Source organism: Aurantiacibacter hainanensis, assembly GCF_036321025.1.
In the GTDB taxonomy this organism is placed as follows: Bacteria; Pseudomonadota; Alphaproteobacteria; order Sphingomonadales; family Sphingomonadaceae; genus Alteraurantiacibacter; species Alteraurantiacibacter hainanensis.
Genome location: NZ_JAZAPB010000002.1, coordinates 231590 through 258412, shown reverse-complemented (window position 1 = coordinate 258412; position 26823 = coordinate 231590). Strand labels below are relative to the sequence as shown.

The 26823-nt window shown below is 65.7% G+C and carries 23 protein-coding genes; 12 read left to right on the top strand and 11 right to left on the bottom strand.

All coding sequences use genetic code 11. The features are described 5' to 3' along the window. Positions 1-34: 34 nt before the first annotated feature. Positions 35-565: a peptide-methionine (S)-S-oxide reductase MsrA gene (gene msrA, locus AAA989_RS08760; RefSeq protein WP_434781441.1), complete on the top strand. Its 531-nt coding sequence runs from the start codon at positions 35-37 to the stop codon at positions 563-565. A gap of 148 nt (positions 566-713) precedes the next feature. On the opposite strand, the gene AAA989_RS08755 is transcribed toward msrA, so the two are convergent. Further along, on the bottom strand, positions 714-1058 hold the full coding sequence (locus AAA989_RS08755) for a UrcA family protein (RefSeq protein WP_338242678.1): 345 nt from the start codon (positions 1056-1058) through the stop codon (positions 714-716). A gap of 339 nt (positions 1059-1397) precedes the next feature. On the opposite strand from AAA989_RS08755, the gene AAA989_RS08750 reads away from it, so the two are divergent. Then, positions 1398-3269, top strand: coding sequence for a winged helix-turn-helix domain-containing tetratricopeptide repeat protein (locus tag AAA989_RS08750; RefSeq protein WP_338242676.1), 1872 nt, complete (start codon positions 1398-1400; stop codon positions 3267-3269). A gap of 274 nt (positions 3270-3543) precedes the next feature. Here AAA989_RS08750 and AAA989_RS08745 read toward each other — a convergent pair whose 3' ends face one another. Continuing rightward, positions 3544-4779 carry an RsmB/NOP family class I SAM-dependent RNA methyltransferase gene (locus AAA989_RS08745; protein ID WP_338242674.1) on the bottom strand — a complete coding sequence of 412 codons (1236 nt, stop codon included), beginning with the start codon at positions 4777-4779 and terminating at the stop codon, positions 3544-3546. A 58-nt stretch (positions 4780-4837) separates the two neighbouring features. Here AAA989_RS08745 and AAA989_RS08740 point away from each other — a divergent pair, with 58 nt between their 5' ends. Beyond that, positions 4838-5005, top strand: coding sequence for a DUF1674 domain-containing protein (locus tag AAA989_RS08740; RefSeq protein WP_338242672.1), 168 nt, complete (start codon positions 4838-4840; stop codon positions 5003-5005). On the opposite strand, the gene AAA989_RS08735 is transcribed toward AAA989_RS08740, so the two are convergent. Genes AAA989_RS08735 through AAA989_RS08720 form a run of 4 tightly spaced genes read right to left on the bottom strand, consistent with a single transcriptional unit; the run spans position 5002 to position 9886 of the window. Further along, positions 5002-5631 carry a hypothetical protein gene (locus tag AAA989_RS08735; RefSeq protein ID WP_338242669.1) on the bottom strand — a complete coding sequence of 210 codons (630 nt, stop codon included), beginning with the start codon at positions 5629-5631 and terminating at the stop codon, positions 5002-5004. The two genes, AAA989_RS08740 and AAA989_RS08735, sit on opposite strands and share 4 nt — an antisense overlap. Next, positions 5622-6644, bottom strand: a complete 1023-nt coding sequence (gene hemH / locus AAA989_RS08730) for a ferrochelatase (RefSeq protein ID WP_338242667.1) — start codon at positions 6642-6644, stop codon at positions 5622-5624. The genes AAA989_RS08735 and hemH overlap by 10 nt, the downstream gene beginning before the upstream one ends. After that, entirely contained in the window at positions 6641-8914 is a 2274-nt protein-coding gene (locus tag AAA989_RS08725) for a molybdopterin cofactor-binding domain-containing protein (protein WP_338242665.1), read from the bottom strand. The genes hemH and AAA989_RS08725 overlap by 4 nt, the downstream gene beginning before the upstream one ends. 3 nt (positions 8915-8917) lie before the next feature. Then, the gene (locus AAA989_RS08720; protein ID WP_338242664.1) at positions 8918-9886 is read right to left on the bottom strand and encodes an Mrp/NBP35 family ATP-binding protein; all 969 of its coding nucleotides are present in this window, start codon (positions 9884-9886) and stop codon (positions 8918-8920) included. A 94-nt stretch (positions 9887-9980) separates the two neighbouring features. Here AAA989_RS08720 and hflK point away from each other — a divergent pair, with 94 nt between their 5' ends. The 3 genes from hflK to AAA989_RS08705 all read left to right on the top strand — a co-directional run bounded on the left by hflK (position 9981) and on the right by AAA989_RS08705 (position 13708). Then, positions 9981-11180, top strand: a complete 1200-nt coding sequence (gene hflK, locus AAA989_RS08715; protein ID WP_338242662.1) for a protease modulator HflK — start codon at positions 9981-9983, stop codon at positions 11178-11180. 1 nt (position 11181) lies between these two features. Beyond that, the gene (gene hflC / locus AAA989_RS08710) at positions 11182-12015 is read left to right on the top strand and encodes a protease modulator HflC (protein ID WP_338242661.1); all 834 of its coding nucleotides are present in this window, start codon (positions 11182-11184) and stop codon (positions 12013-12015) included. Between the two features lie 154 nt (positions 12016-12169). Continuing rightward, positions 12170-13708: a Do family serine endopeptidase gene (locus tag AAA989_RS08705; RefSeq protein ID WP_338245480.1), complete on the top strand. Its 1539-nt coding sequence runs from the start codon at positions 12170-12172 to the stop codon at positions 13706-13708. Positions 13709-13852: 144 nt separating this feature from the next. Here AAA989_RS08705 and AAA989_RS08700 read toward each other — a convergent pair whose 3' ends face one another. From AAA989_RS08700 to AAA989_RS08680, 5 genes are all read right to left on the bottom strand, one after another. After that, positions 13853-16087, bottom strand: a complete 2235-nt coding sequence (locus tag AAA989_RS08700; protein ID WP_338242659.1) for a transglycosylase domain-containing protein — start codon at positions 16085-16087, stop codon at positions 13853-13855. 103 nt (positions 16088-16190) lie between these two features. Further along, a complete protein-coding gene (gene msrB / locus AAA989_RS08695) occupies positions 16191-16604 on the bottom strand; it encodes a peptide-methionine (R)-S-oxide reductase MsrB (protein WP_338242657.1) in 414 nt (137 codons plus the stop codon). Positions 16605-16815: 211 nt separating this feature from the next. Then, the gene (locus tag AAA989_RS08690) at positions 16816-17487 is read right to left on the bottom strand and encodes a glutathione S-transferase family protein (protein ID WP_338242655.1); all 672 of its coding nucleotides are present in this window, start codon (positions 17485-17487) and stop codon (positions 16816-16818) included. 64 nt (positions 17488-17551) lie between these two features. Further along, positions 17552-17905, bottom strand: coding sequence for a hypothetical protein (locus AAA989_RS08685; protein ID WP_338242654.1), 354 nt, complete (start codon positions 17903-17905; stop codon positions 17552-17554). Between the two features lie 25 nt (positions 17906-17930). Continuing rightward, complete coding sequence (locus AAA989_RS08680) at positions 17931-18458, bottom strand: nuclear transport factor 2 family protein (protein ID WP_338242652.1); 528 nt, start codon at positions 18456-18458, stop codon at positions 17931-17933. A gap of 88 nt (positions 18459-18546) precedes the next feature. Here AAA989_RS08680 and AAA989_RS08675 point away from each other — a divergent pair, with 88 nt between their 5' ends. From AAA989_RS08675 to mdlC, 6 genes are all read left to right on the top strand, one after another. Then, on the top strand, positions 18547-19287 hold the full coding sequence (locus AAA989_RS08675; protein WP_338242649.1) for a nuclear transport factor 2 family protein: 741 nt from the start codon (positions 18547-18549) through the stop codon (positions 19285-19287). Between the two features lie 84 nt (positions 19288-19371). Beyond that, a complete protein-coding gene (locus AAA989_RS08670; protein ID WP_338242646.1) occupies positions 19372-20802 on the top strand; it encodes an NAD-dependent succinate-semialdehyde dehydrogenase in 1431 nt (476 codons plus the stop codon). 37 nt (positions 20803-20839) lie between these two features. Continuing rightward, a complete protein-coding gene (locus tag AAA989_RS08665) occupies positions 20840-22396 on the top strand; it encodes an FAD-binding oxidoreductase (protein ID WP_338242644.1) in 1557 nt (518 codons plus the stop codon). A 3-nt stretch (positions 22397-22399) separates the two neighbouring features. After that, on the top strand, positions 22400-23455 hold the full coding sequence (locus AAA989_RS08660) for an amidohydrolase family protein (protein WP_338242642.1): 1056 nt from the start codon (positions 22400-22402) through the stop codon (positions 23453-23455). Continuing rightward, positions 23452-25134, top strand: a complete 1683-nt coding sequence (locus AAA989_RS08655) for an MFS transporter (RefSeq protein WP_338242640.1) — start codon at positions 23452-23454, stop codon at positions 25132-25134. The genes AAA989_RS08660 and AAA989_RS08655 overlap by 4 nt, the downstream gene beginning before the upstream one ends. A gap of 4 nt (positions 25135-25138) precedes the next feature. Further along, the gene (gene mdlC / locus AAA989_RS08650; protein WP_338242638.1) at positions 25139-26677 is read left to right on the top strand and encodes a benzoylformate decarboxylase; all 1539 of its coding nucleotides are present in this window, start codon (positions 25139-25141) and stop codon (positions 26675-26677) included. Positions 26678-26823: the final 146 nt, after the last annotated feature.

Here is a 26823-nt window from a genome sequence, read left to right as displayed (position 1 = left end):
CCATTGGTACCCATCTGGCAGACCGAAGGAGATTATGATGAGCGAAACGGCAATCGTCGCAGGCGGATGCTTCTGGTGTACCGAGGCGGTGTTCAAGGACGTGATCGGCGTGGAAAGCGTTGAAAGCGGCTATATCGGCGGCACCACCAAGGACCCCACCTACAAGGAGGTTTGCACCGGATCGACCGGGCATGCCGAGGGCGTGAAGATCACCTACGATCCGGGCACGGTGACCCTGCCGGAAATCTACGACATGTTCATGGGCACGCACGACCCGACCCAGCTCAACCGCCAGGGCAACGACGTGGGCACGCAGTACCGCAGCGCCATCTTCCCGCTGACGGACGATCAGAGGGTCGAGGCGGAAAAGGCCATCACGCGCTGGAACGAGAGCCACGACGGCAAGGCCGTGACCACGATCGAGGATGGCAGCTGGTATCCGGCGGAAGACTACCACCAGGAATACTGGGAAGGCGAAGGCCAGCGGAACCCCTACTGCATGGCCGTGATCCCGCCCAAGCTGATGAAGCTCAGGAAGAGTTTTGCCGACAAGGTGAAGAGCTGACGGGCGCTATCGGCGCGGGGCTGAACTATATGTCACAGCAGGAAAGGGAGGGCCGGCGAGGTGCTGGCTCTCCCTTTTCCTTGCGTCCTCCTGAATATCTGCGGCGGCGCCATTACCGGTGCCGCCGCCCGGCCAGGAGCATGGCCGGTTACTGCCTGCGGATGTCGCTGCGCTGCGGAGCGCGGACCGCCAGGATCTCGACCGTCCCGCGCCGCAGTTGGGCGATCTGCTGCTGCGCCGCTTCCATGGCGAAGTCGGAGCACCGACGGGCATCCAGCGTCCTGCTCACGGGGCCGTATTCGGCAGCCGGGCAGACCTGGCGAACAGCCGCGCGCACCCGGTTCTGAAGCGTTTCCATCCCTTTCTCGGTCCCCACGTTGAGATCGGCATGTTCGACGTAGGCCGTGCGAACCTGCTCCTGCGCAGCGGCGGGAGTGGAGATGGCGGCCAGCGAAAGCGCGGCCACGGCGGAGCTGATGATAATGTTGCGCATGATTTGGTTCCTTCCTGTTCGACGATGAAGGCGACAGGTAAGCCGCCAACCGGTCCTCGGGAGTGACGCTGCGATGAACTTCGCTCCCGTGGAGATCGGGTTGTGCATCGACTCGGAAAATTGTGCGCTGGCGCTTGGTTGATGATTACTTGAAGTTTTCTTGAATCCTGTTGTTTCGCTGAAGGCAGGAGAGAAAAACCCATGCGATCATGACGATGCTTCCCTGAAATACATTCGATCCAGACGCGTCGTTTATTCACCGGAGCATATAAAATTGCGCGCCGATATTCCGAGGCGTATGATTCTCAAAGGGAGCGAGTGGCAGAAAGGGGATGCCGCGTGACCGAGATTGAGATCGGCAGACATGTGCTTCAGCCCAATCGCCAGCTCCTGCTGGACGGCGAACACATCCATCTCGGTCCCCGCGCCCTGGAAATTCTGACCGTATTGGCCGCAGCGAACGGCGAGATCGTCACCAAGGACGAGCTGATGGAGGCCGTCTGGGGGGACGTGACGGTCGAGGAGAACGCGCTCCAGGTGCATGTCACCGCCCTTCGCAAGGCTCTTGGGGAGGATGCTGATCGGCTGCAGACGATCCGCGGGATCGGATATCACCTCGAACTCAGGGCCAGCGAACCGGATTGCCACGCACCACGTGAAGCAACGGCACCAGTGCCCGCTACCGATCGCCTTGGTGCGGCATCCGGATCGCGCCAGTTGCGGCGCAAGCCGTTGCTGCTGCTGGTGGCGTTACTGCTCGTGTCGCTCCTCGCCTGGGGTGGCACGCTCATGCTCGGCGAAGACGAGAGCGATGAAGAGATCGCCCTGCTGGTCAGCACCTTCGAGGCGAGCGATTCCGCTAACGCGCAGGATGTGGCCCTTGCGCGGGGTATTACCGACGAACTGATCGCGCGGCTGCGACAGGTCGACGGGCTGATTATCGGCTCGGCGGGCGCCAATGATCCAGTGACTTCCGGACCGTTCGAGCAAGCGCACAAGATTACCGGCAGTGTCGCCCGGAACGGGGACAGGGTTCGCGTCACCGTCCGGTTGCAAGAGCCCAACGGCGCGGTCCTCTGGATCGATTCCTACGAACGGGATCTCATCGGTCTGTTCGAGATGCAGGAACTGATCGCCGCGTCGATCGGCGACGCATTGAGCGTCTCGCTCGATGTTGGAGGCAACTCCCGCCGTTATGGCGGAACCGACAATCCGGAGGCTTTTGCCGCCTATCTGCAGTGGCGCGCGAACTCGCTCGACCTCAATCCCTCGGTTTCGCGGCGCTATCTGGAAAGAGCGGTCGAACTCGACCCCAATTATGTCGTCGCCCTTTCTGCCCTGGCCCAGAACCTGGGCGTCGCCATAGTCAGTTCGCCCAGTTCCGCGTCCGTCCGGTCCCTGGTCGCCCGCATGGATGCCCTCTCGCGCGGCGCGATAGAGGCACGTCCCGAACTGGCCCACGCCCATGTCGCCCGTGGCTGGTACCACGTGGCCGTCCGCAACCTGGTCGAGGCAGATCGCGCGTTTGCGCGGGCCGAGGAACTCGATCCCGGAAACAGCCCGGAAATCGAGTATCAGCTTGCCGTGCACGATCTCGTGCTGGGGCGCATCGAAGATGCATTGGCCCACCAGCGGTCGGCGGAAATGATAGACCCCGTGGCGCGATACAATCCCTGGCAGGCCACCGAGCTCGTCTATGCCGGGCGGCCGGATCAGGCCCATTCGCTGTTCCTGCAGCTGGCGGAAGACCCTGACCGCAATGTCGAGGCGCACGTTTGGCACGTGGCGACCGGCCTGCTCTCTCTCGATCAACCGAATGAGGCGGTGACATTGCTGGACCGGCATGGCCCTGCCCAGTTCAGCCAGTTGATCTCCAACTTCGACGCCGCGCGGCTTGAGCGGATGTCGCTTGCCGAACTTCGATCGCAATACGCCGAACTGGGCCAGGCCCAGGTTGCCAGCGGTCCGATGATCCTCGCCGGATACGAGAACAGGCCGGGGCTTGCGCTCGACCTCGCCCGGATTGCTTTCTCCAAGCCCGGTGGGAACATGCTCTTCACGCTGTGGAACCCGAACCTTGCAGCGGCTCGGCGTGCCGAGGGGTTCAAGCAACTTGTCACCGACCTGGGCTTTGTCGAGGCATGGCGAACGTCGGGCAACTGGAGCGACTATTGCCGCCCGCTTTCGGGCGACGACTTCGAGTGTTTCTGACCGAGCGCTAACGTGTCGCTAGCGGACCTGCCGCCCAGCCGCTTCAGCACGTGCATCCGGCGAAACCTGAATCACCTCAAGCGGACTCGAGTTAATCCCGTTTTCCTACGCCTGTTGAGTGCTTCCAGGGTGCGCACGCCATGACTTGCCCGCGCTCGTTAACCATAGCTGGCAACTGTTTTCGGCGCACATCTGCCAACTTCGTGCTGGACGCCCTGATGCCCGCAAATGCTCGGGCTTCCCGCAAGGGATCATCGTCGCGAGGTCGGGTCCTTCAACTTTGCCTGGTGAACCGCGCGATGAAGAAGCCGTCCAGCCCGCCTTCGTCCCGCAACATTCCCGGATCGGTGCGAACATGGCCCGCGCCTGTCGGCTGCAGCCCGGCGGGCAATTCGTCGGCGCGGACGGGGTCGGGCGTCAGCGTGCAGGTCTCGGCGATGGCTTCGCCCTCCTCTCGCTCCAGCGAACAGGTGGCATAGACCAGCGTGCCGCCGGGCCTGACCCAGCCGCTGGCACGGGAGAGCAGCGCCGCCTGCAATTCGGCCATGGCGGCGATCTGGCGCGGTCCGATGCGGTGGACCACCTCGGGATGGCGACGGCAGGTGCCGGTGGCGGTGCACGGCGCATCCAGAAGCACGGCGTCGAACGGCTCGTCCGGCTCCCACTCCAGCGCATCGGCGATAACCGTGTGGGCGGAAAGGCCGGTGCGCGAGAGGTTTTCGCGCAGGCGCGTCATGCGTCGGGGATCGATGTCCAGCGCGGTCACCTCCCATCCGGCGGCGGCGAGTTGCAGCGTCTTGCCGCCCGGCGCGGCGGCCAGGTCCAGCACGCGGCGGCCCTTCCCTTCGCCCAGGAGAGAGGCCGGAATTGCGGCGGCCATGTCCTGCACCCACCAGCTGCCTTCGTCGAAGCCCGGAAGGTCTTCCACGGCAGTACCGCGCGGAAGGCGCAGATGGCCGGGGGCAAGGCTGGTCGCGTCCATCCGGGTGGCCATCTCGTCGGTCAGGCCGGGTGCCTTTAGGCGCAGGTCGAGCGGTGGCGGCACGGCGATGCCGGCGGCGATTGCCCCTGCCCGCTCGCCCCATCGCTCCGCCACGGCCGGCGGCAGGGTCGGGGCATCGGGCAGGCGCGTCTCCGCCCTCGTCAGCGTGGCGAAAACGCCGTGCGCCAGCCGCTTCGGCCCGCCCGTCAGCAGCGGCAGCGCGGTGGCGATCACGGCATGGGGCGGGGTTTCCAGCCGCAGCCACTGGGCCAGCATCATGCGCAGGACCATGCGCGCCTTGGCATCGTCGGGCAGCACGTCCCGCGTCGCGGAATCGATCATCGCGTCGAAATCCACCAGCCAGCGCAGCACTTCGCCGGCAATCGCGCGGGCCAGCGCCCGGTCGGAAAAGCTGGGCAATCCGTTGGCAGCGCCGCCTGCATGCTCCAGCGTCTCGCCGCGCCGCAGCACGGCATCGAGCATCTTCAGCGCGGCACGGCGCGGGAGCAATCCGGGAGTCTTCGCCATGGGCACGGCCCTAGGACCAGTTGCGCCGCAGCGCCAGAGCGCCCATCTTCGAGGCGTCATGAAAAGAGCGACCAAGCGACCCCCCGAAACGGAGAAGGGCTTCGAGAAGCCCGCTCACTGGACCAACGACCCGCCGCCCAAGCCCGAAAAGGGCGAGGTGGACGAGGAACTCAGCCCCACCCGCTATGGCGACTGGGTGCACAAGGGCATCGCGATCGACTTCTAGCTCGCCGTCTCGTCCCGGTGCGCATGTTCGGGCGCCGGACCGAACCTCTTCTCCCAGTCGATCCGCAGCAGCAGCACCAGCCCGATCAGCAGCAGCACCTGCAAGGCTATGCCGAGAGGACTGGACAGCGAATCGCGGAATACGTCGCCAAGCGAGGTACTGGCGATCAACTGCGCGGACCCGGCATAAATCGAATAGGACACCAGCCGACCGGCAAAGAAGGCAACCGTGAAAGCAGCGACCGGCATCCCCGTCAGGCCGACGGCCGCAAACAGCTGCGCCGAGGGGACGGGGGACACCGCGAACAGCGCCAGTGCGGCAATGCCATGGCGCTTCCGCCTTTCGAAAGCGGCGCGGGCTGCGGCAAGGTTGCGCTTCGTCTTTTCGGGCACGTACTTCGCCAGCAGGCGAAAGCCATGCGCCAGCGTGAAGCGCCCCAGGGCAGCCGCCAGCGCGCCGCAGAGCACGATGCCGGGCAACGGCATGTCGGTATTGAGCCCGAACAGCACGATGACGGACCATGTCGGCGGCCCGAATGCGGGCAACAGGTTGATGGCGTAGACGACGCCAAACAGGAGCAGGAACTCCATGGCTCCGCCCGGGGCGGCAGCAAAGGTCAGATCCATCCGGCCAATTCGCGCCGCAGGATCGCTTCCAGCATCCTCATGCCCGCATCGCTGGTGTTGAGACAGGACAGCGCGGCGAACTGCTCTCCGCCCGCCTCCTCGAACTGTTCGCGGCCCTGGATGGCCAGCTCTTCCAGCGTCTCCAGACAATCGGCCGAGAAACCCGGCGCGGCGACGGCCAGGCGTTTCGTGCCCCTGGCGGCTTCTTCCATCAGCGTCGTGTCGGTGGCGGGCTCCAGCCACTTGGCGCGGCCGAACCGGCTCTGGAAGGTGGTGACCATCCGCATGTCCGGCCGGGCCAGCGCCGCCTCCAGCAGCCGCGCGGTCTTGCGGCAGTGGCAGTGATAGGGGTCGCCCTTCAGCAGCGTGCGCTCGGGCATGCCGTGGAACGACAGCAGCAGCACCTCGGGCGTGAAATCCAGCGCGTCCAGCTGGCGCGAGAGGTCGCTTGCCAGGGCATCGATGTAGGCGGGATCGTCGTGATAGGGCGGCAGCGTGCGCAGGCTGGCCTGCCAGCGGCGGCTGCGCAGCCAGTCCGCCGCCTTGTCCACCACGGTGGCCGTGGTCGCGCCGCAGTACTGCGGGTAGAGCGGAGCCAGCAGGATGCGATCGCAGCCAGCCTCCACCAGTTTCTCCAGCTTTGCGGGGATGGATGGCTCGCCATAGCGCATGGCCCAGTCCACCTTGACCGCTTCGCCCAGCCTTTCCTGCAAGCCGGCGGCCTGGTCGGCGGTGATGGCGGCCAGCGGAGATCCGGCCTTGGTCCACACCTTGCGATAGGCCTCGGCGCTCTTTTGCGGGCGGGTATTGAGGATGATGCCCCGCAGGATGGGCTGCCACAGCAGCGAGGGGATTTCGATCACCCGCGGATCGGAAAGGAATTCCGCCAGGTAGCGGCGTACGGCCCCGGTCTCCGGCGCCTCGGGAGTGCCAAGGTTCACCACCAGCACGCCGATGCGGCCACTTTCGACGGGGGGATGGTCGGCCGGCAGCCGCTGCTTCGTCCAGGTCATGGCAGCGCCGATAGCAGCGGAAGGCTTCGCAGGCGAACCCCTGTTGCGCTGGCAAAGGCATTGGCAACCGCCGGGGCGACGGCGGGAACGCCGATTTCGCCCGGATCGAAGGGCGCGGCATCGCTTTGCACCAGCTCGATCTCGATCTGCGGACAGTCGGCCAGGGTCGGCAGGTCAAGCGCCGCCAGTCGCTCCGCCGTCGGCATCCCTTCGGAATATCCGGTGGAGCAGCCCAGCGCCATGGCAAGCCCGAAGACCATGCCGCCTTCGATCTGCTGCAGGGCCAGGTCCCGGTTCACCACGCGCCCGATGTCGGCGCAGGCAAACAGGCGACGCACCCTAACGCCGCCCTCTCCCGCACTGGCCTCCGCCACCACGGCGATGCGGCCCGCGGCATCGAGCAGGTCCATCCGGTGGCAGGCGATGCCCTGCCCGCTCCCCGGGGTTCCGCCGTCCCACGTGGCAAGCCGCGCGGCGCGCTGCAGCACGTCGGCCATGCGGGGATCCTGTCCCAGCATGGCGATGCGATAACTCATCGGCTCGCGTCCGTGCTCCTGCGCCACTTCGTCGAGGAAGCTCTCGCGCATGAAGCAATTGTAGCCGTCCGCCTGGCCCCGCATCGGGGCCGTCGGCAGCATCAGGGTGACCGGCGCGTGCTCGACGGAGAGATTGGGTACGCCGTAAGGTCCGGCCAGCCCGGATACGGCAAAACTGTCCGCCTCCCCTTCCAGCGCATCGATGGCGGCCCAGGTCACTTCGTTTTCGAACAGGCGGCGGCCGAATTCTCGCATTGTCGGCGGGCTGGCGACGCGGGCGCGGAGCGTGCGAATGGTGCCTTCGCTGTCCGTTTCCGCGGCCATCAATCCGCTGGCTGGCGAACGCGGGAAGCTGGCTGCCATCTCCTGCTCGCGCGACCAGGTCAGTTGCACCGGCCTGCCAGCCTCGCGTGCCAGCAGAGCGACCTGTATCGCCGCGTCGTTCTGCAGGCGGCGATCGAAGCTGCCCCCTGCGGCCACGGGATATAGCACCACCTTTCCCGTTCCGATTCCGAGCGCGTTCGCCGCAGCTTGCCGCGCCGATTCGGGGGCCTGGGTGGGGAGCCACAGTTCCAGCGTGCCATCGGTCAGTCGTGCGGTGGCGCTGGTCGTTTCCATCGTCGCGTGGACGCCCGGGGCGATATCGTAGCGGCGGGCCATGTTGGGGACGTAGCCCTCGATCCCGTTGCCGCGCTTTTCGAATACCGTGCCCGGTCCGTCTTCCAGCGCGCCGTGCAGGGCATCGATCATGCCGCCGCTGTCCACAGTCCGTCCGACGCCGAAGCGCGGGCCGATGGTTTCCAGGGCCTGGTCGGCTGCCCACCAGCTCTCGGCGATGGCGGCAAGCCAGCGCTTGCCCCTCACCAGCTGGAGCAGTCCGCGTTGTCCGCCTGCCGAGGCAGGGTCGAAATCGAGCAGTTCCGCCTGGTCGTGCGGACCGTGACGAATGGCGGCAAAAACCATGTCGGGCAGGCGCACGTCGCCGGCAAAGACGTAACTGCCGTCCACCTTCGATGGCAGGTCGATCCGCGGATAGGCCGGCGATACGTCGCCTGTATCCATTCCGGCCGGGGGAGCAGGCTCTGCCGGCGGATCGGTCTTCAGGGGCGGCGGATCGGGCGGGTCGAAGCGCGCCGCCTCCAGAGCCAGTTCGGCGAAGCTGGCGGCCCGTTTGTCATGGTAGATCAAGCCGTTCTCGGCCCGGCACTGCTCCCACGGCACGTCCCACCGCTCGCCCGCAGCCATGGCCAGCATGGCGCGCGCCGCGGCCCCGGCATCGCGGCAGGCGTTCTCGTAGGCGGCCAGCGTCGTCCCGCGCGCGGTCACCGTGAAACGCGCGTCCTGCGCCCAGCTTCGCAGCAGCAGGTCATCGGGTTCGTCTGCAAGCGCGGGGATAAGGGGCTGCCACAGCGGCGCCCATTCCGCGGCCAGCGGGATATTGGCATAGGCTCCGCTTACAGGCGCGGGCTCCACCGCCACCTGGCGCCAGTCGGCGCCCAGCTCCATCGCCACGATCTGCGGCAGCAGGGTGGTGACGCCCTGCCCCATTTCCAGCTGCGGCACTGCGACGGTAATCACGCCGTCCGCGCCGACTTTCAGCCACGCATCGACGGCGAACTCGTCCTCGCCGGGGGAGAGGGGGTTTTCGAAACTGCGTGGAAGAAGGCTCCATGCCACCAGCAGGCCGCCGCCCACTGCGGCTCCCACCAGCAATCCCCGCCGCGAAACCTTCACGCGTCAGCCCTTCGCGGACCCGAGGAACTGCGCCAGTTGCGCCGCGATCTCGGAAAAGGGGCGTCCATGCTCGCTATCGTTGGCGGTGGGCGGCTGCCCCGTATCGCTGGCCACGCGAATTTCCATCGCCAGAGGCACCCGCCCGAGGAACGGCACGCCCAGCGCCCGCGCGGCCGATTCGGTGCCGCCCTGGCCGAACGGGTTGCTCAACGCGCCGCATTCCGGACACAGGTACCCGGCCATGTTCTCGACCAGCCCCACGATCGGCACCTGCGCCTGGCGGAAAAGGTCGAGCGCGCGGGTGGCGTCGATCAGGGCAAGGTCCTGCGGGGTGGAGACGACGATCGCGCCCGCCGGCTTGAACTTCTGGAGCATGGTCAGTTGGACGTCGCCCGTGCCGGGCGGCAGATCCACCAGCAGCAGTTCGCAATCGCCCCAGTCGGCGTCCATCAACTGGCTCAGCGCGCTGCCCACCATCGGCCCGCGCCAGGCGATGGCCTTGCCGGTCTCCACCAGCTGGCCCATCGACAGCACCTTTACCCCGAACTCGCTTTGCGTCGGGATCAGCGTCTTTCCTTCGGCGCGCACCTTCTCGTTGGAGGTTCCCAGCAGCAGCGGCTGCGAGGGACCGTAGATGTCGGCATCGACGACGCCGACCTTCATGCCCTCGTTGGCCAGCGCGACGGCGAGGTTGGTGGTAAGGGTCGACTTGCCGACCCCGCCCTTGCCCGATCCGACCACGATGATCTGCCGCTGCACCTTGTCGGCCATCAGCGCGACGCGCACTTCCTCCACGCCGTCGACCGCGCCGACGGCTTCCTCGAGCTCGCCCTGCAACTGCGCCGCGGCACTGCGGCCCAGCCCTCCTGCGTCGGCGATGATGGTGGCCACGCCATCGGCGAACTTCACCGAGCGGACCATGCCCGAAAGTTCAGGCGGGATGGCGGATCTTATAGCTTCTTCGCTGCTCATGCCGGGGACTGCTAGCGCCTCTGGCGGGCAAGGTCAGCAATATTGGGCCTAAGACCCCCTGTTTTTTGCGCAAAGCCTACCTATAGATAATAGCATGACGACTTTGGGCGGGTTTTTCGAAAGGTTCGGCCTCGCGATGGCTGGAAAGCGCAATCCCTGGGGCAAGCCAAGCGGCGGCTCCGGCGATGGAGATGATAGCGGCGACAATACGCCGGTGGGCGAGGGCGATGATGGCGGCGATCCGCCGCCTTCGCGCGGTCCGCGCAATCCGTGGCTGCCTGGCGGCGGCACCGGAAATTCCGATCGTCCGCGCCGCTCCGCCAACATAGAGGACATTTTCAAGAACCGCGGGCCCGAAGGTCCGCGTCGGCGCGGAGGCGGCGGCCCGCGAGGCCCCAACTTCCGCCTGCCGCAGCGCCCCGGTGGGGGCAGCTGGTTCCCGATCGCCATGGCGGCGATCGCGGCGGTGTGGATCCTGGCGACCTCGCTTCACTTCATCCAGCCGCGCGAGCAGGGCGTGGCCATGTGGCTGGGCGGCAAGTATTCCCGCACTCTCAACCCTGGCACGGAATGGACCTTGCCCTGGCCGATCCAGACCGTGACGGTGGAGAACGTGAGCGAGATCCGCCGCGAGACCATTGGTGACGGGGCGGAAAACCTAATCCTGACCGGCGACCAGAACCTGGTCGACCTGTCGTACCTGGTACGCTGGAACATCAAGGACCTGGTCATGTACCAGTTCGAGCTTGCCGATCCGCAGGAAACCCTGCGCGAGGCCGCCGAAAGCGCCATGCGCGCCGCCATCGCGGAAACCGATCTCGACACCGTGCTGTCGGGTGCGGGCCGCGAACAGGTGGAAACGCGGGTGCGCACGCGGATGCAGACGCTGCTCGATACCTACGGTGCCGGCATCGCGGTACAGGGCGTGGAAATCGCCCGGACCGAAGCTCCGCAGCAGGTGATCGAGGCATTCAACGACGTGCTGGCCGCACGCCAGGATGCCGAGCGCAACCTGAACGAGGCGCGCCGCTACGAACAGCAGCTGCTCGCCCAGGCGCAAGGTAGCGCGGCGGAATTCAACGAGATCTACTCGCAGTATCGCCTGGCTCCGGAAGTGACCCGGCGACGCCTGTATTACGAAACCATGGAGGGCGTCCTGCGCGACACCGACAAGACTATCGTCGAAGCCGACGGCGTGGTGCCCTATCTGCCGCTGCCAGAGGTTCAGCGCCGATCGGGCCAGAACCAGGGACCGTCCCTGACCGTCGCCCCCGGCCAGCAGGGAGGGCAGTAAGATGTGGGAACGTTACAAGGGCCCGATCATCGCCGTGTTCGCGGTGCTGCTGCTGGCGATGAGCACGCTCGTGATCGTGCCGGAAACCCATCAGGGCGTGGTGATCCGCACCGGTGAACCCGACCGCGTGATCAACCGCTTCGATCCGGACGAGCCCTATGGCTCCACCGGTGCGGGCCTCACCTGGCGCATTCCCATCGTGGAACGCGTGCAGATGGTGGACCGCCGCGTGCTCGATCTCGACATGGAAGGCGAGACCGTGCTGTCGAACGACCAGCAGCGTCTGGAAGTGAACGCCTACGCCCGGTATCGCATCTTCGATCCCGTGCTGTTCGTGCAGAGCGCATCGAGCGAGGAGCAGCTGGTCAACCAGCTCGAACCGATCCTGATCTCGGTGCTGCGGCAGGAACTGGGCCGTCGCACCTTCGCCAGCCTGCTGACCCCGGAACGCGGCACCGCGATGATCAACATCCGGCGCGAGCTGGACGAGCAGGCGCGCCAGTACGGTGCCCAGGTGCTCGACGTGCGCATCAAGCGCGCGGACCTGCCGCAGGGCACTCCGCTGCAGGCGGCCTTCACCCGCATGGAATCGGACCGGCAGGAAGAGGCCGAGACGATCCGCGCGGGCGGGCGACGCGATGCGCAGATCATCCGCGCCGAAGCCGAGGCCGATGCCGCGAGCATCTACGCCGAGGCCTTCAACCAGGATCCGGAGTTCTATGACTTCTATCGCGCCATGCAGTCGTATCGCACGACGTTCGAGACCGGCGATGGCGAAAGCGCGATCATCCTGAGCCCGGACAGCGAATACCTGAGGCAGTTCCGCGGCGGCTGAACCGTTACCGCGGAGCGTCGACTACATTTGTCGTTAAACGCGTGTTCAGCCGTCATGCGCTGGAAATCGCGGCTTCAGGACGGAACCAATTGCCCCCTCGTGCGAAGATCATGAGAGGACGCCAGAGACAAAGGACACAAAGGACGTGAAGCCAGTGCGCTATTCCTACGGTATCACATCGGCCCTGCTGGTAGGCGGGGCGGCGATCTCGCTGATGACCGGCTATCCCGCCGGAGCACAGGTCGCGCAGAACGATCGCATCCAGATTCAGAACACGGTGCCCGTCGAAGGCGCGCCTGCGAGCTTCGCCGACCTGACGGAGGCCTTGCAACCGGCAGTGGTGAACATCTCCACTCGCCAGTCCATCACCATTCCGCCGGCGCAGAATCCGTTCCAGGGCACGCCGTTCGGCCAGTTCTTCAACCAGCCCCGCGGCAACAACGGCCCGCAGACGCGCGAGGCGACGTCGCTGGGTTCGGGCTTCATCGTTTCGGCGGACGGCTTCGTGGTGACCAACAACCACGTCGTCTCTCCCGACCAGCGCGCGCAGCTGGAGGAAGTGACCGTCACCCTGTCCAACGGGCAGGAATACGAGGCCGAACTGATGGGCACCGACCCGCAGAGCGACCTGGCGGTGCTCAAGATCACCCGGCCCGAGCCGTTTCCCTACGTCAACTTCGGCGACAGCGCGCAGGCCCGCGTGGGCGATTGGGTCATCGCCATCGGCAACCCCTTCGGCCTCGGCGGCACGGTGACCAGCGGCATCGTCTCGGCGGTGCAGCGCACCACCGGCCAGGGCGGTGCCTACGATAGCTTCATCCAGACCGACGCCGCCATCAACCGCGGCAACTCCGGCGGCCCGCTGTTCGACATGCAGGGCAATGTTATCGGCATCAACAATGCCATCCTCTCGCCCTCGGGCGGCAGCGTGGGCATCGGCCTTGCCATTCCGGCGGAAGATGCCGCCCCGATCATCGAATCGCTGATCGCGGGCGAGGAAATCCTGCGCGGCTACCTGGGCGTGCAGATCCAGCCGGTGGACGAGGACATCGCGGAAGCGCTCGGTATCGAGGACGGCGTCGGCGAACTGGTGCAGGGCGTGCAGCCGGGCGAGGCGGCGGAAGCTGCCGGACTCCAGCCCGGTGACGTCGTGATCTCGGTCGATGGAAAGGAAGTCACCCCCGACAACACGCTGTCGCGCATCGTGGCCAACATCCGTCCGGGCACCACCGTGCCGCTAACGTTCATCCGCAATGGCGATCGTCGCCGTGTCAACCTGACAGTGGGCCGTCGCCCGAGCGAGGAAGAACTGCTGCGGCAGAACATGTTCCAGAACGACGACGAGGCCACCCCGCCGCAGCCGGTGCCCGAAGAGGGCGGCGGACTGATGGAGGACCTGCTGGGCATCCAGGCGGTGGAAATCACCGCGCAGATCGCGCGTCAGCTCGGCCAGCCGGCCGACACGACCGGTCTTGCCATCACCGCCGTCGCGCCCAACTCGGATGCCGCCCGTCGCGGCCTCTCTCGCGGGGTTATGATCCTGTCGGCCAACGGCCGTCCGGTCGCGAACGTGGAAGAGCTCGAGGCGATCCTGCGGCAGGTCCAGGCGGATGGCCGCGAAGCCGTGCTGCTTCGCGTACGCTCTCGCCAGGGCGTGACCCAGTCGCTCCCCGTGCGATTCCTCGACAACTGATGAAATATCGCCTCCCTGTGCACCGGCACGGGGAGGCGACTTCAAGCCATATTGGCAAAGGTGGACAAGGCCGGTTCCGGGCCGTTCACAACCCGATTGCCGCTTTAGCCCGGCAACCTTTTCCCCGAACTGACCGGGGCGCTCCTAGAAACGCTGTTCGTTTATCGCCTCGTCGCGCTGACGAGGGCGCGGCGGATTGTCCTCGGGCAAATCCTGCCCGGTCGCCCGCTCCAGGAAATCGTCGCTTGCGGCCGGCGGCGCGTTGCCACGACGCTGGGTGGGCGCGGGAGACGGGGCGGGCCGCTGTTCCATGCCACGCGGATCGAGCGGATCGCGCACCACGTTCTCGCCCTCGCCCTCGACATCGAAGCCTTCACCGTACTGGCCACGCGTGCCGCTGGGATCGACCAGGTTGCCCTGCTCGTCGATGTAGAAGTAGTAGTCCTCGTTCTCGCCGTAGTAGAACTCGTCATCGGGCTCGAGCTGCCATTCGGGCAACTGCAGGTCGGTGTCGAATTCCTCCACCGGACGGTCTCTCACGGCATAGCGCATGAAGGCGGCAAAGGCCTGCGCGGGAGCGCGTCCCCCCTGCAGCGCGGGCACACGCGAGTTGTCGTCCATGCCCATCCACACGCCGGTGGTGATGCCGCTGGAAAAGCCGACGAAGTAGCCGTCGCGGTTGGAGTTGGTGGTGCCGGTCTTGCCGGCCACCGGACGACCGATCTGTGCCGCGCGTCCCGTGCCGGTGGCAACGGCGGTCTGCAACAGGTCGGTGATGCCGGCAGCCACGTAGTCGGGCACCAGCGTATAGGCGCGCCCGTCCTGATGGCGATACAGTTCCTCGCCATCCGCCGTGGTCACCCGCAGGATGCCGTAGGGTTCCACCGATCGGCCGCCGCTGGAGACCGCGGCGAAGGCCCGCACCATGTCGATGAGGCGCACCTCCGAGGTGCCCAGCACCATCGAGGGATAGGTGCTGATCGGAGTGGTGATACCGAACCGGCGCGCCATGCTGGCGACATTGGAAAAGCCCACCTCGTTGCCCAGCTGCGCGGCGACGGTGTTCTTGGAATAGGCAAAGGCCGATCGCACGTCGATCTCGCCGGCGTAGGTTCCGCCGGAATTGCGCGGCGACCAGTCGTTGATCGTGACCGGCACGTCCTGCACCCGGTCGTCAGGCGTGTAGCCCGCTTCGAGCGCGGCGAGATAGACGAACAGCTTCCACGACGATCCGGGCTGGCGCATGGCGTCGGTGGCGCGGTTGTAATTCGAGGTGACGTAGTCGGTGCCGCCGACCAGCGCCAGGATCGCCCCGTCGCGGTCGAGGCTGACCAGCGCGCCTTGCGCGTCGCCCGGGACATTGGACTGGATCGCCGTCGTCGCGGCGCGCTGCATACCGACATCCAGCGTCGTCCACACCTCGATCGGCTCGAACGTCTCGCTGGGCAGCAGCAGGTCGAGCTGGGGCAAGGCCCAGTCGGTGAAATAGCGGATGGAATTTTGCCCTTCGGTAGTGGACAGCTTCACCGCGTCCACGTTCACCTGCCGGGCCACCGCCGGGTCGAGATCGCCGTAGCGCACCATCTGGTCCACCACCACGTTCGCGCGGCTGACCGCTGCATCGATATCGGCCGTGGGCGAATACCGGCTGGGCGCCTTCACCAGTCCCGCGATGATCGCCGCCTCTTCCAAGCTGAGCTCGCGGGCGGAGTGGCTGAAGAACTTGCGGCTGGCGGAATCGATGCCGTAGGCGCCGCCTCCGAAATACACCTTGTTCAGGTAAAGCTCGAGGATCTGCTCCTTCGAGAACCGCCATTCCAGCGCCATCGCCAGCACGGCCTCGCGCAGCTTGCGATCAAGCGTGCGGTTCGAATTTAGGAAAACGTTGCGCGCCAGCTGCTGGGTGATGGTCGACGTCGCGCTGACCTGCCGATCTTCCGAAACGGCATTGTAGACCGCGCGCGCAAGCCCCATCGGATCGACACCGAAATGCGAATAGAAGCGGTGATCCTCTACCGAGATCATCGCGTGTTTCATCACCTCGGGAATTTCGTCGGACGAGAGCCATTGGCCGTAGCTCGGTCCCAGTTCCACGATCTGCGAACCGTCGCGGGCGCGCACCAGGATGGTCTGGCCGTTCTGGCTTTCCCGCAGGGAAGCGTAGGAAGGCAGGCTGCGCGAGGCGAAGAATACCGCCGTGGCGAGCCCGATGGCGGCCAGCAATGCGGCCACGGTGCCCGCCAGCGCGGCCCGTTTCGTCCAGCGCCACAGCACGGCCTTCCAGCCGCGCGCCGCCGCCTCGCGATCGCGCGCCTGTGATGCCGCGCGGCGCGACCTGTATCCTCTTTTACTGGAGCCCGTGCCCCGCCGATTGGCCATCTACCGTCAAATTCCTGCGTTCGCGCGCCAAGGCACGCCGATCATGCATTTGGGAGCAATCATGCATAGGGCAAACGTAATCCAGCGTGAACGGCAAGAGCGGTCAGTCGTCCGGTTTATCCTCCGGTTCGAACTGCAGGGCGGCGGAATTGATGCAATACCGCAGGCCTTCCGGGCCGGGTCCGTCGGGGAAGACATGACCTAGGTGCCCCGCGCACTTGCTGCATACCACCTCGGTGCGAACCATACCGTGAGACGCGTCCTGGTTCATTTCCACAGCGTCGCCGCTGGCGGGGGCGGTGAAGCTGGGCCAGCCCGATCCGCTGTCGTACTTGTCCTCGCTTTCGAACAGCGGCTGGCCGCATCCGGCGCACTTGTACTCGCCCTCTGCCTTGTTCTTCTCATACTTCCCGGTGAAGGCGCGCTCGGTGCCCTTCTGGCGAAGGATCTGGTACTGTTCCGGCGTCAGCTTCTCGCGCCACTCGGCCTCGGTGAGTTCTACCTTTTCCGTCGTCATTTCGTGACTCCTTGTTGGTTCAGTCCTTCAAGCGCCGGGCGCAGCGCTGTCGCGCTTGGGCGCATCGCGCCGGGGCCATTCCAGGAACTAACGGTCAAGACCGATATCGGTTCGCGCCCGGCGAACCGCAAGCGCGAACGCGCAGGTCCCTCATGGCGGCGGAGCGAACAGCACGGATGACGAAAACGCGGAAGCGCCTTCGACAGGCAGATCACGCATTCACGTCGGCATAGTGCCGGGGCGCGGGCAGGCCTTCCATCTTCTGGCTGAGCAGCGGAGCGAAACTGGGGCGGCTTTTCATCACGCGGTACCAGCCGTGCGCTGGCTCGTGCCCCGACCAGTCGATACCGCCGAGGTAATCGATCACCGAGAGCTGCGCCGCCGCGGCAAAGTCCGCCAGGCTCAACTGCGCGCCCGCCAGCCAGCGGCGATTGTCGATCAGCCAGTCGATGTAGTCGAGATGTTCGTGCGTCAGCCGCATCGCCGCGCGAAGGATGCCGCTGTCGGGCGACTGGCGCAGGACCAGGCGCTTCTTCATCTTCTCCACGAGCAGCGGCTCCGTCACGTCGCCGTAAAGGTTGTCGTCGAACAGGGCGGTAAGCCGGCGCACCTCGGCGCGCGAGGCGGCCGATCCGGGAATCAGCGGGCTCTTGCTCTCGGTTTCCTCGAAATACTCGCAGATTGCCTGACTATCCACCAGCACCAGGTTGCGCTCGGCATGTTGCATAACCGGCGTCTTTCCGGCCGGGTTCAGGCCGTGGATCCGCTCGTCGTCGTCCCACGGATAGGCGAGCTGCAGGGTGAAGGGCACCTTCTTTTCGGAAAGCACCAGTTGCACCTTGCGGCTGAACGGACACAAAGGGAAATGGTAAAGTTGCCACATGCCTGCCCCTGCTAATGCCGGAAGGGGCCTTTCGGGTCCAGTATCGGCAAGTCGCGGGCGAAGATTATTCTGCGGGCAAAAGTGTCAGGCACACCGGCATCACATCGTCCAGCGAGCGGTTGTTCCGGATATCTTGTGCTTCGGCCGAAAGGGCCGCCTCGATCTGCGAGCGGTCCAGCCCGGCCTCGTCCATTACCCTCGCCGAGGCGCGTACGAAGAATTCGCGCCCGCGCTGCGCCATGTCGGGATAGCGCATCGTCGCCTCGTTCCCGTTTTCCTGCCCGTTCGCGACGATGGCGAAGGCGGCCGAGCAGCGCACCAGCATGCGGTGATCGAGGCTGAGCTGCGGCGGCGGGGTCTGCGCGAACGCCGCAATGGGCGCGGCAATCAGGGCGAGGGCAAGGGTCGAGCGGATCATGCGACCCGCTCTAGCCGATCGGAGATTAACCTGCGCCATCGGCCTTGCAGTCCATCAGCACGACCGGATTCTCGGCGGGAGATTCGCGACCCGAGAGAAATTCGTTGCGGATGTTGCGGTAGGTAAACTTCCACTCGCCGTCGACGCGAGCGAGCTCGTCCTCGTAGATGCCGAAGGTGCCGAGGGTGGGCGTGAAGCGGCTTCCGTCGGGCACGCGCGGGCCGTCGTTGGCGGTTTCGAACCACATGCCGGTGTGCCAGGCCCTGTCGCCCTCCACGCGGATGGCGGAATGGCAAAGGATGTGCCGCAGCACCGCCGGATTGCCGTCCACGTCGGTGTAGATGCCCGCGATGGCCTCCTTGAAACCGCGCGCCTTCTCGCGAATGGCATCGCGCCCCGTCACCGATCCGCGGGCGAACTCCAGCGTCCCGTCCTCGGTGAAGCAATCGGCGTAGGTATCGAAGTCGTTCCAGTCCATCGCGAACAGGTAGCGTGCCAGCAGATCCTCGATCTCGGCCCGGTCGCGGGCGTAATTTTCGTCGTAGCGCGGCAAATCCGCCTCCCTCTTTCCAACCCCTCGTTGACTCTAATCGCGCGTCCCCGCAATTGTAAGTGAAACATACGAATTGGGAGAGTCGTTGATGTCCGAAGATCGCGTCGCCGCGCTTGAAGCCCGGCTGGAAGAGATGGAAAAGCGCCTGACAGTCCGCGAGGACGAACTGGACGTGAAGAAGCTGCAGTATCTCTACGGCTACCTTATCGACAAATGCATGTACGACCAGGTGGTGGACCTGTTCACCGACGATGGCGAAGTGCGCTTCTTCGGCGGCGTGTGGAAGGGCAAGGAAGGCGTGCGGCGCCTCTACGTCGACCGCTTCCGCAAGCGCTTCACGCACAACAACAACGGGCCGATCGACGGCTTCCTGCTGGATCACCCGCAAATCCAGACGATCGTGGATATCGAGCCCGACGGCAAGACCGCCAAGCTGCGCGGGCGCAGCACCATGCAGGCCGGTCGCCACGTCGACTACCAGGGCGAACAGCCGTGGGAGAAGGTTCGCCAGTGGTGGGAAGGCGGCCTTTACGAGAACACCTACAAGAAGGGGGACGACGGCAAGTGGCGCATCCACGTGCTCAACTACTTCCCCCACTGGCACGCCGATTTCGAGAAGGGCTGGGCCTACACCGAGGCAGAGTACGTGCCCTTCCCCAAGACGCTTTACCCGGAAGACCCGAGCGGGCCTGACGCCCTGATCGACGATCACTGGCTGTGGCCGACGCACAAGCTGCTCCCCTTCCACATGAAGCACCCGATCACGGGCGAGGAAATGAAGGCGGAGCGCTGGGAAGGCGACGTGGCGCGAGAGAAGGCGAAGGGCTGAATCCCGCCGCGCGCGCACTCGTTTAACCGGACCGAGCTTGCGACCAAGGTTTCCCGATCACGTCCGAAATGACGGAGTTTCTCGATGACCCAGTACCCCAGCCTTCACATGGATATCGATGGCGAAAAGGTGACAGGCGGCGACCGCCGCACCTTCGACGTCGTCAATCCCGTCAGCGGTGAAACCCTGGCCGAGCTGCCGCTGGCGAACGCCGCAGATCTCGACCGGGCGCTGGAGACGGCGCAGAAGGGCTACAAGATGTGGCGCTACACTCCCGCGGCTGAGCGGGCGAAGGTGCTGCACGGTGCCGCCGCGCTGATCCGCGAGCGGGCGGACGAACTGGCGCGCATCGCCACGATGGAGGAAGGCAAGCCGGTCGGCGAGACGAAGATCGAATGCATGGCCTCCGCTGGCTGGTTCGATTTCGCCGCGGGCGAGTGCCAGCGGCTCTATGGTCGCGAACTGGTGCGTCCGGTGGGTCAGCGCAGTGTGGTGCGGTGGGAGCCTGTCGGCCCCATTGCCGCTTTCGCGCCCTGGAATTTCCCGCTCGGCAATCCCAGCCGCAAGCTGGCGGCCGCCGTCGCGGCCGGGTGCTCGATCATTCTCAAGAGCGCCGAGGAAACCCCGGCCTCCGCCCTGGGAATTCTCCAGTGTCTGTACGACGCGGGCCTGCCCAAGGAAGTGGCGCAGGCCGTCTTCGGCGTTCCCGACGAGGTGAGCCGGCACCTGCTTGCCAGCCCGATCATCCGGAAGCTGTCGTTCACTGGCTCCACCGTGGTCGGCAAGCACCTGGCCAAGCTGGCGGCGGACAACATGATCCGCACCACGATGGAACTGGGCGGACACGGCCCGGTGCTGATCTTCGACGATGCCGACATGGAAAAGGCGCTGGCCACTGCCTCGACCGGCAAGACGCGCAATGCCGGCCAGGTCTGCGTGTCTCCCACGCGCTTCATCGTGCAGGAGGACGTGTTCGAGAAATTCCGCGACGGCATGACCGAGCGACTGGCCGCCACCGTGGTGGGCGACGGGCTGAAGGACGGCACGCAGATGGGTCCCATGGCCAATCCGCGTCGGCCCGACGCGATGGAGAAATTCGTTGCCGACGCGAAGGCGAAGGGCGCGCGGGTGAACACCGGCGGCGAGCGCATCGGCAACCAGGGCTATTTCTTCCAGCCGACCGTGCTTTCCGAAGTGCCGCTGGATGCCGAGGTGATGAACGAGGAGCCGTTCGGCCCGCTGGCGCTGATCAATCCCTATCGCACCGAGGACGACATGATCGCAGAGGCCAACCGCCTGCCCTACGGCCTGGCCGGCTACGCCTGGACCCGCGACGTGCAGCGCCAGCGCCGCCTGGCGGACGAGATCGAGGTCGGAATGATGGGCATTAACAGCCACATGATCGCTGGCCCCGATGCGCCGTTCCAGGGCGTGCAATGGTCAGGCCACGGTAGCGAGGACGGGCCGGAGGGCGTGAAGGCCTGCATGGTCGTCAAGACGGTGCACGAGGGGTAGAAGGCACCGACCAGCGCCAGACCTTGGGAGGGGAACGATGGACGCGATTGCTTCGAAATCACCGATCAGCAGTGCCGCCCTGCAGGCCATGCAGGACGCGCTGGGCAGCGCGAACGTTCTCCTGCCCGAGGATGACCTTTCCGATCACGGTGACCCCTTCGGACCTCCGGGCGAATGGTACAGGCCCGGCGCGGTACTGATGCCCGGCAGCGTGGAGGAGGTGCAGGCCGTCCTGCGCATCGCCAACGAACACGGCACCCCGATCTGGACCAGCAGCCAAGGCCGCAACAAGGGCTACGGCGGCGGCGCGCCGCGCGTTTCGGAAACCTTCACCGTGTCGCTGCGGCGCATGAACCGCGTGCTTGAGGTTGACGAGGAGAACTGCGTCGCCCTGGTGGAACCCGGCGTGCGCTTCTTCGATCTCTACGATCACCTGCGCTCCACCGGGTCCAAACTGTGGATGAGCTGCCCGGACCTTGGCGGCGGCTCCGTGATCGGCAATGCGCTGGAGCACGGGGTCGGATACACGCCGCTGGGCGATCACTGGGGCCAGCATTGCGGGCTGGAAGTGGTGCTGCCCGACGGAGACATCCTGCGCACCGGCATGGGCGGGATGAGCAATCCGCACAACTGGCTCGTCTATCCACATTCCGCCGGGCCCAGCTGGGATGGCATGTTCACCCAGTCGAATTTCGGCATCGTCACCAAGATGGGCGTCGCCCTGATGAACCCGCCCGAGGTCTATGCCCCCGGCTGGTTCACACTGGCGAGCGAGGAGCATTTCGCGCAGTTTCTCGACGTGCTGCGGCCGCTGATGATCAACGGCACGATCTCGAACCAGCCGATGCTGCTGAATGCGGTATGCGGCGCCTCGGCCATCTCCGAGCGCAGGCAGTGGTACGAGGGCAGCGACCCGATCCCGGAAGAGGTGCTGGACCGCATCGCCGCCACGCCCGGCTTCGGGCGGTGGGTGATGCGCTTCTCGGTGCAGGGCGATGCGCCGGTCGTGGCGCACAACCGCGCCAAGATCGAGAAGGCCTTTGCCACCATTCCCGGCAGCTCGGTGACGTTCGAGGAGTTCGACGGCCACGACCTGCCCGAATTCGAGAACCCCCATCACAACGTGCAGGCCGGGATCCCGGCCATGGCGCTGGACCAGATGACCAAGTGGTATGGCGGCGAGGAAGGCGGGCACATCGGCTTCTCCTGCGCGCTGCCCATCTCCGGCAAGGACGGCGTCACCATTCGCGACCTTTGCCGCCGGGTTCTGAACGAGCACGGGCTGGACTATTCCGCCGCCACCATCATCGGCCGGCGCAGCATGATCCACGTGGCGCTGGTGGTGTTCGATACCAAGAACGAGCAGATGACCCGCGACGCCTACGCCGCGGTCAAGGCCATGCTGGAGCCGGCCGCGAAGCTGGGGTTCGGCGAATACCGCAGCCACCTGGATTTCATGGACGAAGTGGCCGGCCTTTACGATTTCAACGACAACGCACAGCGTCGTTTCGCAGAGAAGATCAAGGACTGCCTCGATCCCAATGGCATCCTTTCACCAGGCAAGCAGGGCATCTGGCCCAGCAACATGAGGTAATACGTGACGAGTGAACTCAAGACCGGTGGCCAGCACGGCTACCTGCGCATCGCGACCGAGGAAGCCTTCGCAACCGAGGAGCAGCTCGATGCGATCCTGCGACTGGTGAAGGAAGGTCGCGCCGACAAGGGCACGGTCAGCCTGTGGGGCTTTTATGGCACCAGCCCCAGCGAGCGCACGACCTTCATCCGCGAACGCCTGCTCGACCTTGGCGAGCTGCGCCTTGCGGCCATGGACGAGGCGGGGATCGACAAGGCGGTGCTGGCAATGACCAGCCCCGGCGTGCAGTCGCTGTTCGATCTCGACGAGGCGAAGGGCATCGTCACCAGTTCCAACGACCGGCTGAAGGATGCCTGCGAGCGCCATCCCGACCGTTTCGTCGGCATGACCGCCATCTGCCCGCAGGACCCGGAATGGTCCGCGGAGGAATTGCGGCGCGGCAAGGAAGAGCTCGGCTTCGTGGGCGTGCAAGTGAACTCGCACACCCATGGTCACTATCTGGACGAGGCGCAGTTCGATCCGATCCTGCGCGCCTGCGCGGACATGGATATTCCGCTCTACATCCACCCCCAGGGCCCGCCCGACGGCATGATCGGCGGCATGGTGGATGCCGGGCTCGAGGGCGCGATCTTCGGCTTCGCGGTGGAGACCAGCTACCACGCGCTGCGGATGCTCACGACCGGGGTGTTCGATCGCTATCCCTCGCTGCAACTGGTGCTGGGCCACGGCTGCGAAGGCCTGCCCTTCTGGATCGACCGCTTCGACTACATGTTCAACGCGGGCGTTCGATCCCAGCGGTACGAGCGGCTGAAACCGCTTGAGCACAGCCTGCACCACTACCTGCGCAACAACGTGTGGGGCACCAATTCCGGCCTGCCCTCGCCTGCATCCATCAAGCTGATGATAGAGGTGATGGGCGAGGACCGCGTGTGCTACGCGATGGACTATCCCTACCAGTACGTGCCGGACGAGGTGCGCCTGCTGGACGCCATGGACATTCCGGCAGAAGCCAAGCGCAAGTTCTTCCAGACCAATGCGGAGGCTCTGTTCGGCATATGAGCGAGAGCAGCCACACCGCACCGCCCGCCGGCGGAACCGCCCCGGCGGCGCCCGTCGCCCCGGCGGCGAGCGAGGCGGGCGGAGTGCAGGTCATCAGTCGCTATGGCTGGCATGCCATCATCCTGATGAGCAGCGCGCAGATGATGAGCCTGCTCGACCGGCAGATCCTCTCCATCCTCGCCAACGACATCCGCAACGACCTCGGCATCGGCGATGCCGAGATGGGCCTGCTCTACGGCACCGTCTTCGCGCTGTTCTATGCCCTGTTCTCCCTGCCTCTGGGGCGGCTTGTCGATGGCTGGGTGCGCACGAAGCTGCTCGCCATCTGCCTTGCCGGGTGGAGCTTCTTTGCCGGACTTGCCGCCTTTGCCCAGGGCTTCACCCTGCTGGCGATCTCGCGCCTCGGCGTGGGCATCGGCGAAGGCGCGACGCAGCCTGCCGCCAATTCGATCCTGTTCGACTCCCTCCCCAAGGGCCGTCGCGGCATCGCCATGGGCGGGCTTGGCGTGGGCCTTGCCCTCGGCCTGGGCCTGTCGATGGCAATCGGCGGCGTGGTCGCGGAATGGTGGGACCTGCGCTACCCCGACGGGAATGCCCCGCTGGACTTTGCCGGCTGGCAGTTCGCCTTTCTCGTCTCCGCCCTGCCCGGCTTCCCGCTGGCCTGGCTGATCTACAAGCTGCGCGAGCCCGAGCGCGGGGCCATGGACGGGATCGTCTCGAAGCCCGACCCGGCTCCGTTCAAGGCCAGCGCCGGGGTGCTGGGTGCGGTGACACCGGGCACCAACTGGATGAACCTGTGGCGGCGCGATGCCAGGGCCAAGCAGTGGGCAATCAATCTCGGCGGACTGGCCGTGATTATCGGATTCTGCACCCTGATGGTGCGGATAACCTCTGCCTTTTCACCGCGTCCGCCGCTCGATTTCGGAGCCTTCGCCATCAGCCCGCACGTGCTGCAATGGAGCGTGATCGGCTTCGGCGCATTCGTGATCCTTAACCTGTTCCAGAACTATCGCCTGACCGACAAGCCCACTTTCCACGTGGCGCTAAATCCTTCGCTTCTCCTCCTCATGATCGTGGGCGGACTGCAGACGGCCATCAACTACGGCGTGATGGGCTTTACCCCCTCCATGCTCATCCGCGAGTTCGGGCTCACCACGGCAGAGGCCGGTGTGCAGTTCGGCCTGCTGTCGGCCCTGCTCGCCACCATCGGAGCTCTGGTGGCCGGACCGCTGACCGATTTCCTTGGTCGCAAGATGGGCGGCAGGGGCATGCTGTGGCTGGTTTTCTGGTCGCTGGCGATCAGCCCGTTCTTCGGCGTATGGACCTACAGCGCGGAGAGCGTGGGAGATTTCTATCTCCGGTTCGTGATCTACAGCCTGATCCTGACACTGTGGCTGCCGCCGATCTACACCCTGCTCCTGGGCCTTGTCCTGCCGCGCATGCGCGGGATCATCTTTTCCACGTACCTCATCTTCATGACCCTGCTGGGCCAGGGCCTCGGCCCCTATTTCGTCGGTATCGTTTCCGACCGGAACGGCGGCGATCTTGGTCAGGCGGTCATTGCCGTCAACGCGGTGTGCCCGGTGATTGTCGGGCTGCTGCTTGTCGTGCTGTGGCGCTATCGCAAGGATGAAGACAGCGTGCTTGGCCGGGCGCGCAAGGGCGGGGAAGAGGTCTGACGCCATGCCGACAGTTCGCGATGCCGCCTTTGCCGTGTTCGACCATTTCGGCGTGGACCGCCTGTTCGGCAATCCCGGCTCCACCGAGCTGCCGATGCTCAAGGGCCTGCCCTTCCCCTACGTGATGGGCCTGAACGAGGCGGTGGTGATGGGCATGGCCGACGGTTATGCCCGTGCGGCGCGCAAGCCTGCCCTGGTGAACCTGCACAGCGCGGCAGGCACCGGGCATTCGCTCGGCAACCTTTTCACTGCGTGGAAGAACAATGCGCCCATCGTCGTGACGGCGGGTCAGCAGGCCCGTTCCATCCTTCCCTTCGACCCGTTCCTCTATGCCGAGCGGCCAAGCGAATTCCCGCGCCCTTACGTGAAGTTCGCCATCGAACCTGCGCGGGCCGAGGACGTGCCGCTGGCGCTGGTGCGCGCCTTTGTCACCGCACTGACCCCGCCGATGGGTCCGGTATTCGTTTCCATCCCGGTCGACGACTGGGAGCGCGAATGCCTCATGCCCGGCCTGCCGGTCATCGATTCCATCACCGTTCCGTCGGCCACCGGAATAGAACGACTGGCTACCATGCTCGACAATGCCGAGCGCCCCGCCCTGGTTTTGGGTACCGGCGTTGCCAACTGCGAAGGCTGGGCCTGCGCCATTGCGCTTGCGGAGAAGGCAGGCTGCGCGGTGTTCGCCGCTCCCTATGCGGCGCGAGAGACATTCCCGGAAGACCATCCGCAGTTCGCCGGCTTCCTCAACGCCTGGCGCGACCAGATCCGCCAGGCGCTCGATCCCTTCGACGCGATCCTCGTCGCCGGCGCGCCGGTGTTCACCTATCACGTGGAAGGCGAAGGGCCGCACTGGCCCGAGCATGCGCAGCTGATGGCCTTGTCCGACGATCCGCAGCACCTCGCCAACCTGCCCGGCGGCGGCGGCGTGCTGGGCGATGTGAACGAAGGCCTCGCCAAGTTGGCGGAGCGCACCAACCAGCGCGACTACACCGGCACCACCCATGAACTGATCGAACCCGAAGCGGAGATGACCGCCGCCTGGGTGCTCAGCCGGATCGCCGCGCTGCGCCCGGAGAACGCGATCATCGTCGAGGAGGCCCCCACCGCACGCGGGCCGGAGCACAAGACCCTGCCGATCACGCGCGAGGGCGGTTTCTACTCCTGCGCCAGCGGCGGACTGGGCTACTCGCTGCCCGGCGCGCTCGGGGTCTGCATGGCGCAGGACGACAAGGTGATCGCCATTCTGGGCGACGGGGCGGCGATGTACACGATCCAGGGGCTGTTCACCGCTTTCCAGGAAAACCTGGCGGTCAGCTTCGTGATCATGAACAACTCGGCCTATGCGGCGCTAACCGGGTTTTCCGGGGAATTCGGCATGAATCACGTACCCGGCTGCGATCTTGGCGGACTGGACTTCGTCAAACTGGCAGAGGGCCATGGAATCGCTGGCCGCAAGGTGGATTCGACCGAGGCTCTCGACGCGGCCCTGCAGTGGAGTTTTGATTCGGACAAGCCGACCCTTCTCGACCTTCGGATTTCGTGACCGCGTTCATCGCCTGCTAACTACCCTGGCTGGCCGGAGAGCCGGTGGCCCCGTGTTGCAAATTACCCGCATTGCACATTTTTTCTGAATTCGTTGCATTTTGGGCATGCAAAACTTCAAAATTCTTCTAGCTTACGCAACGCCCG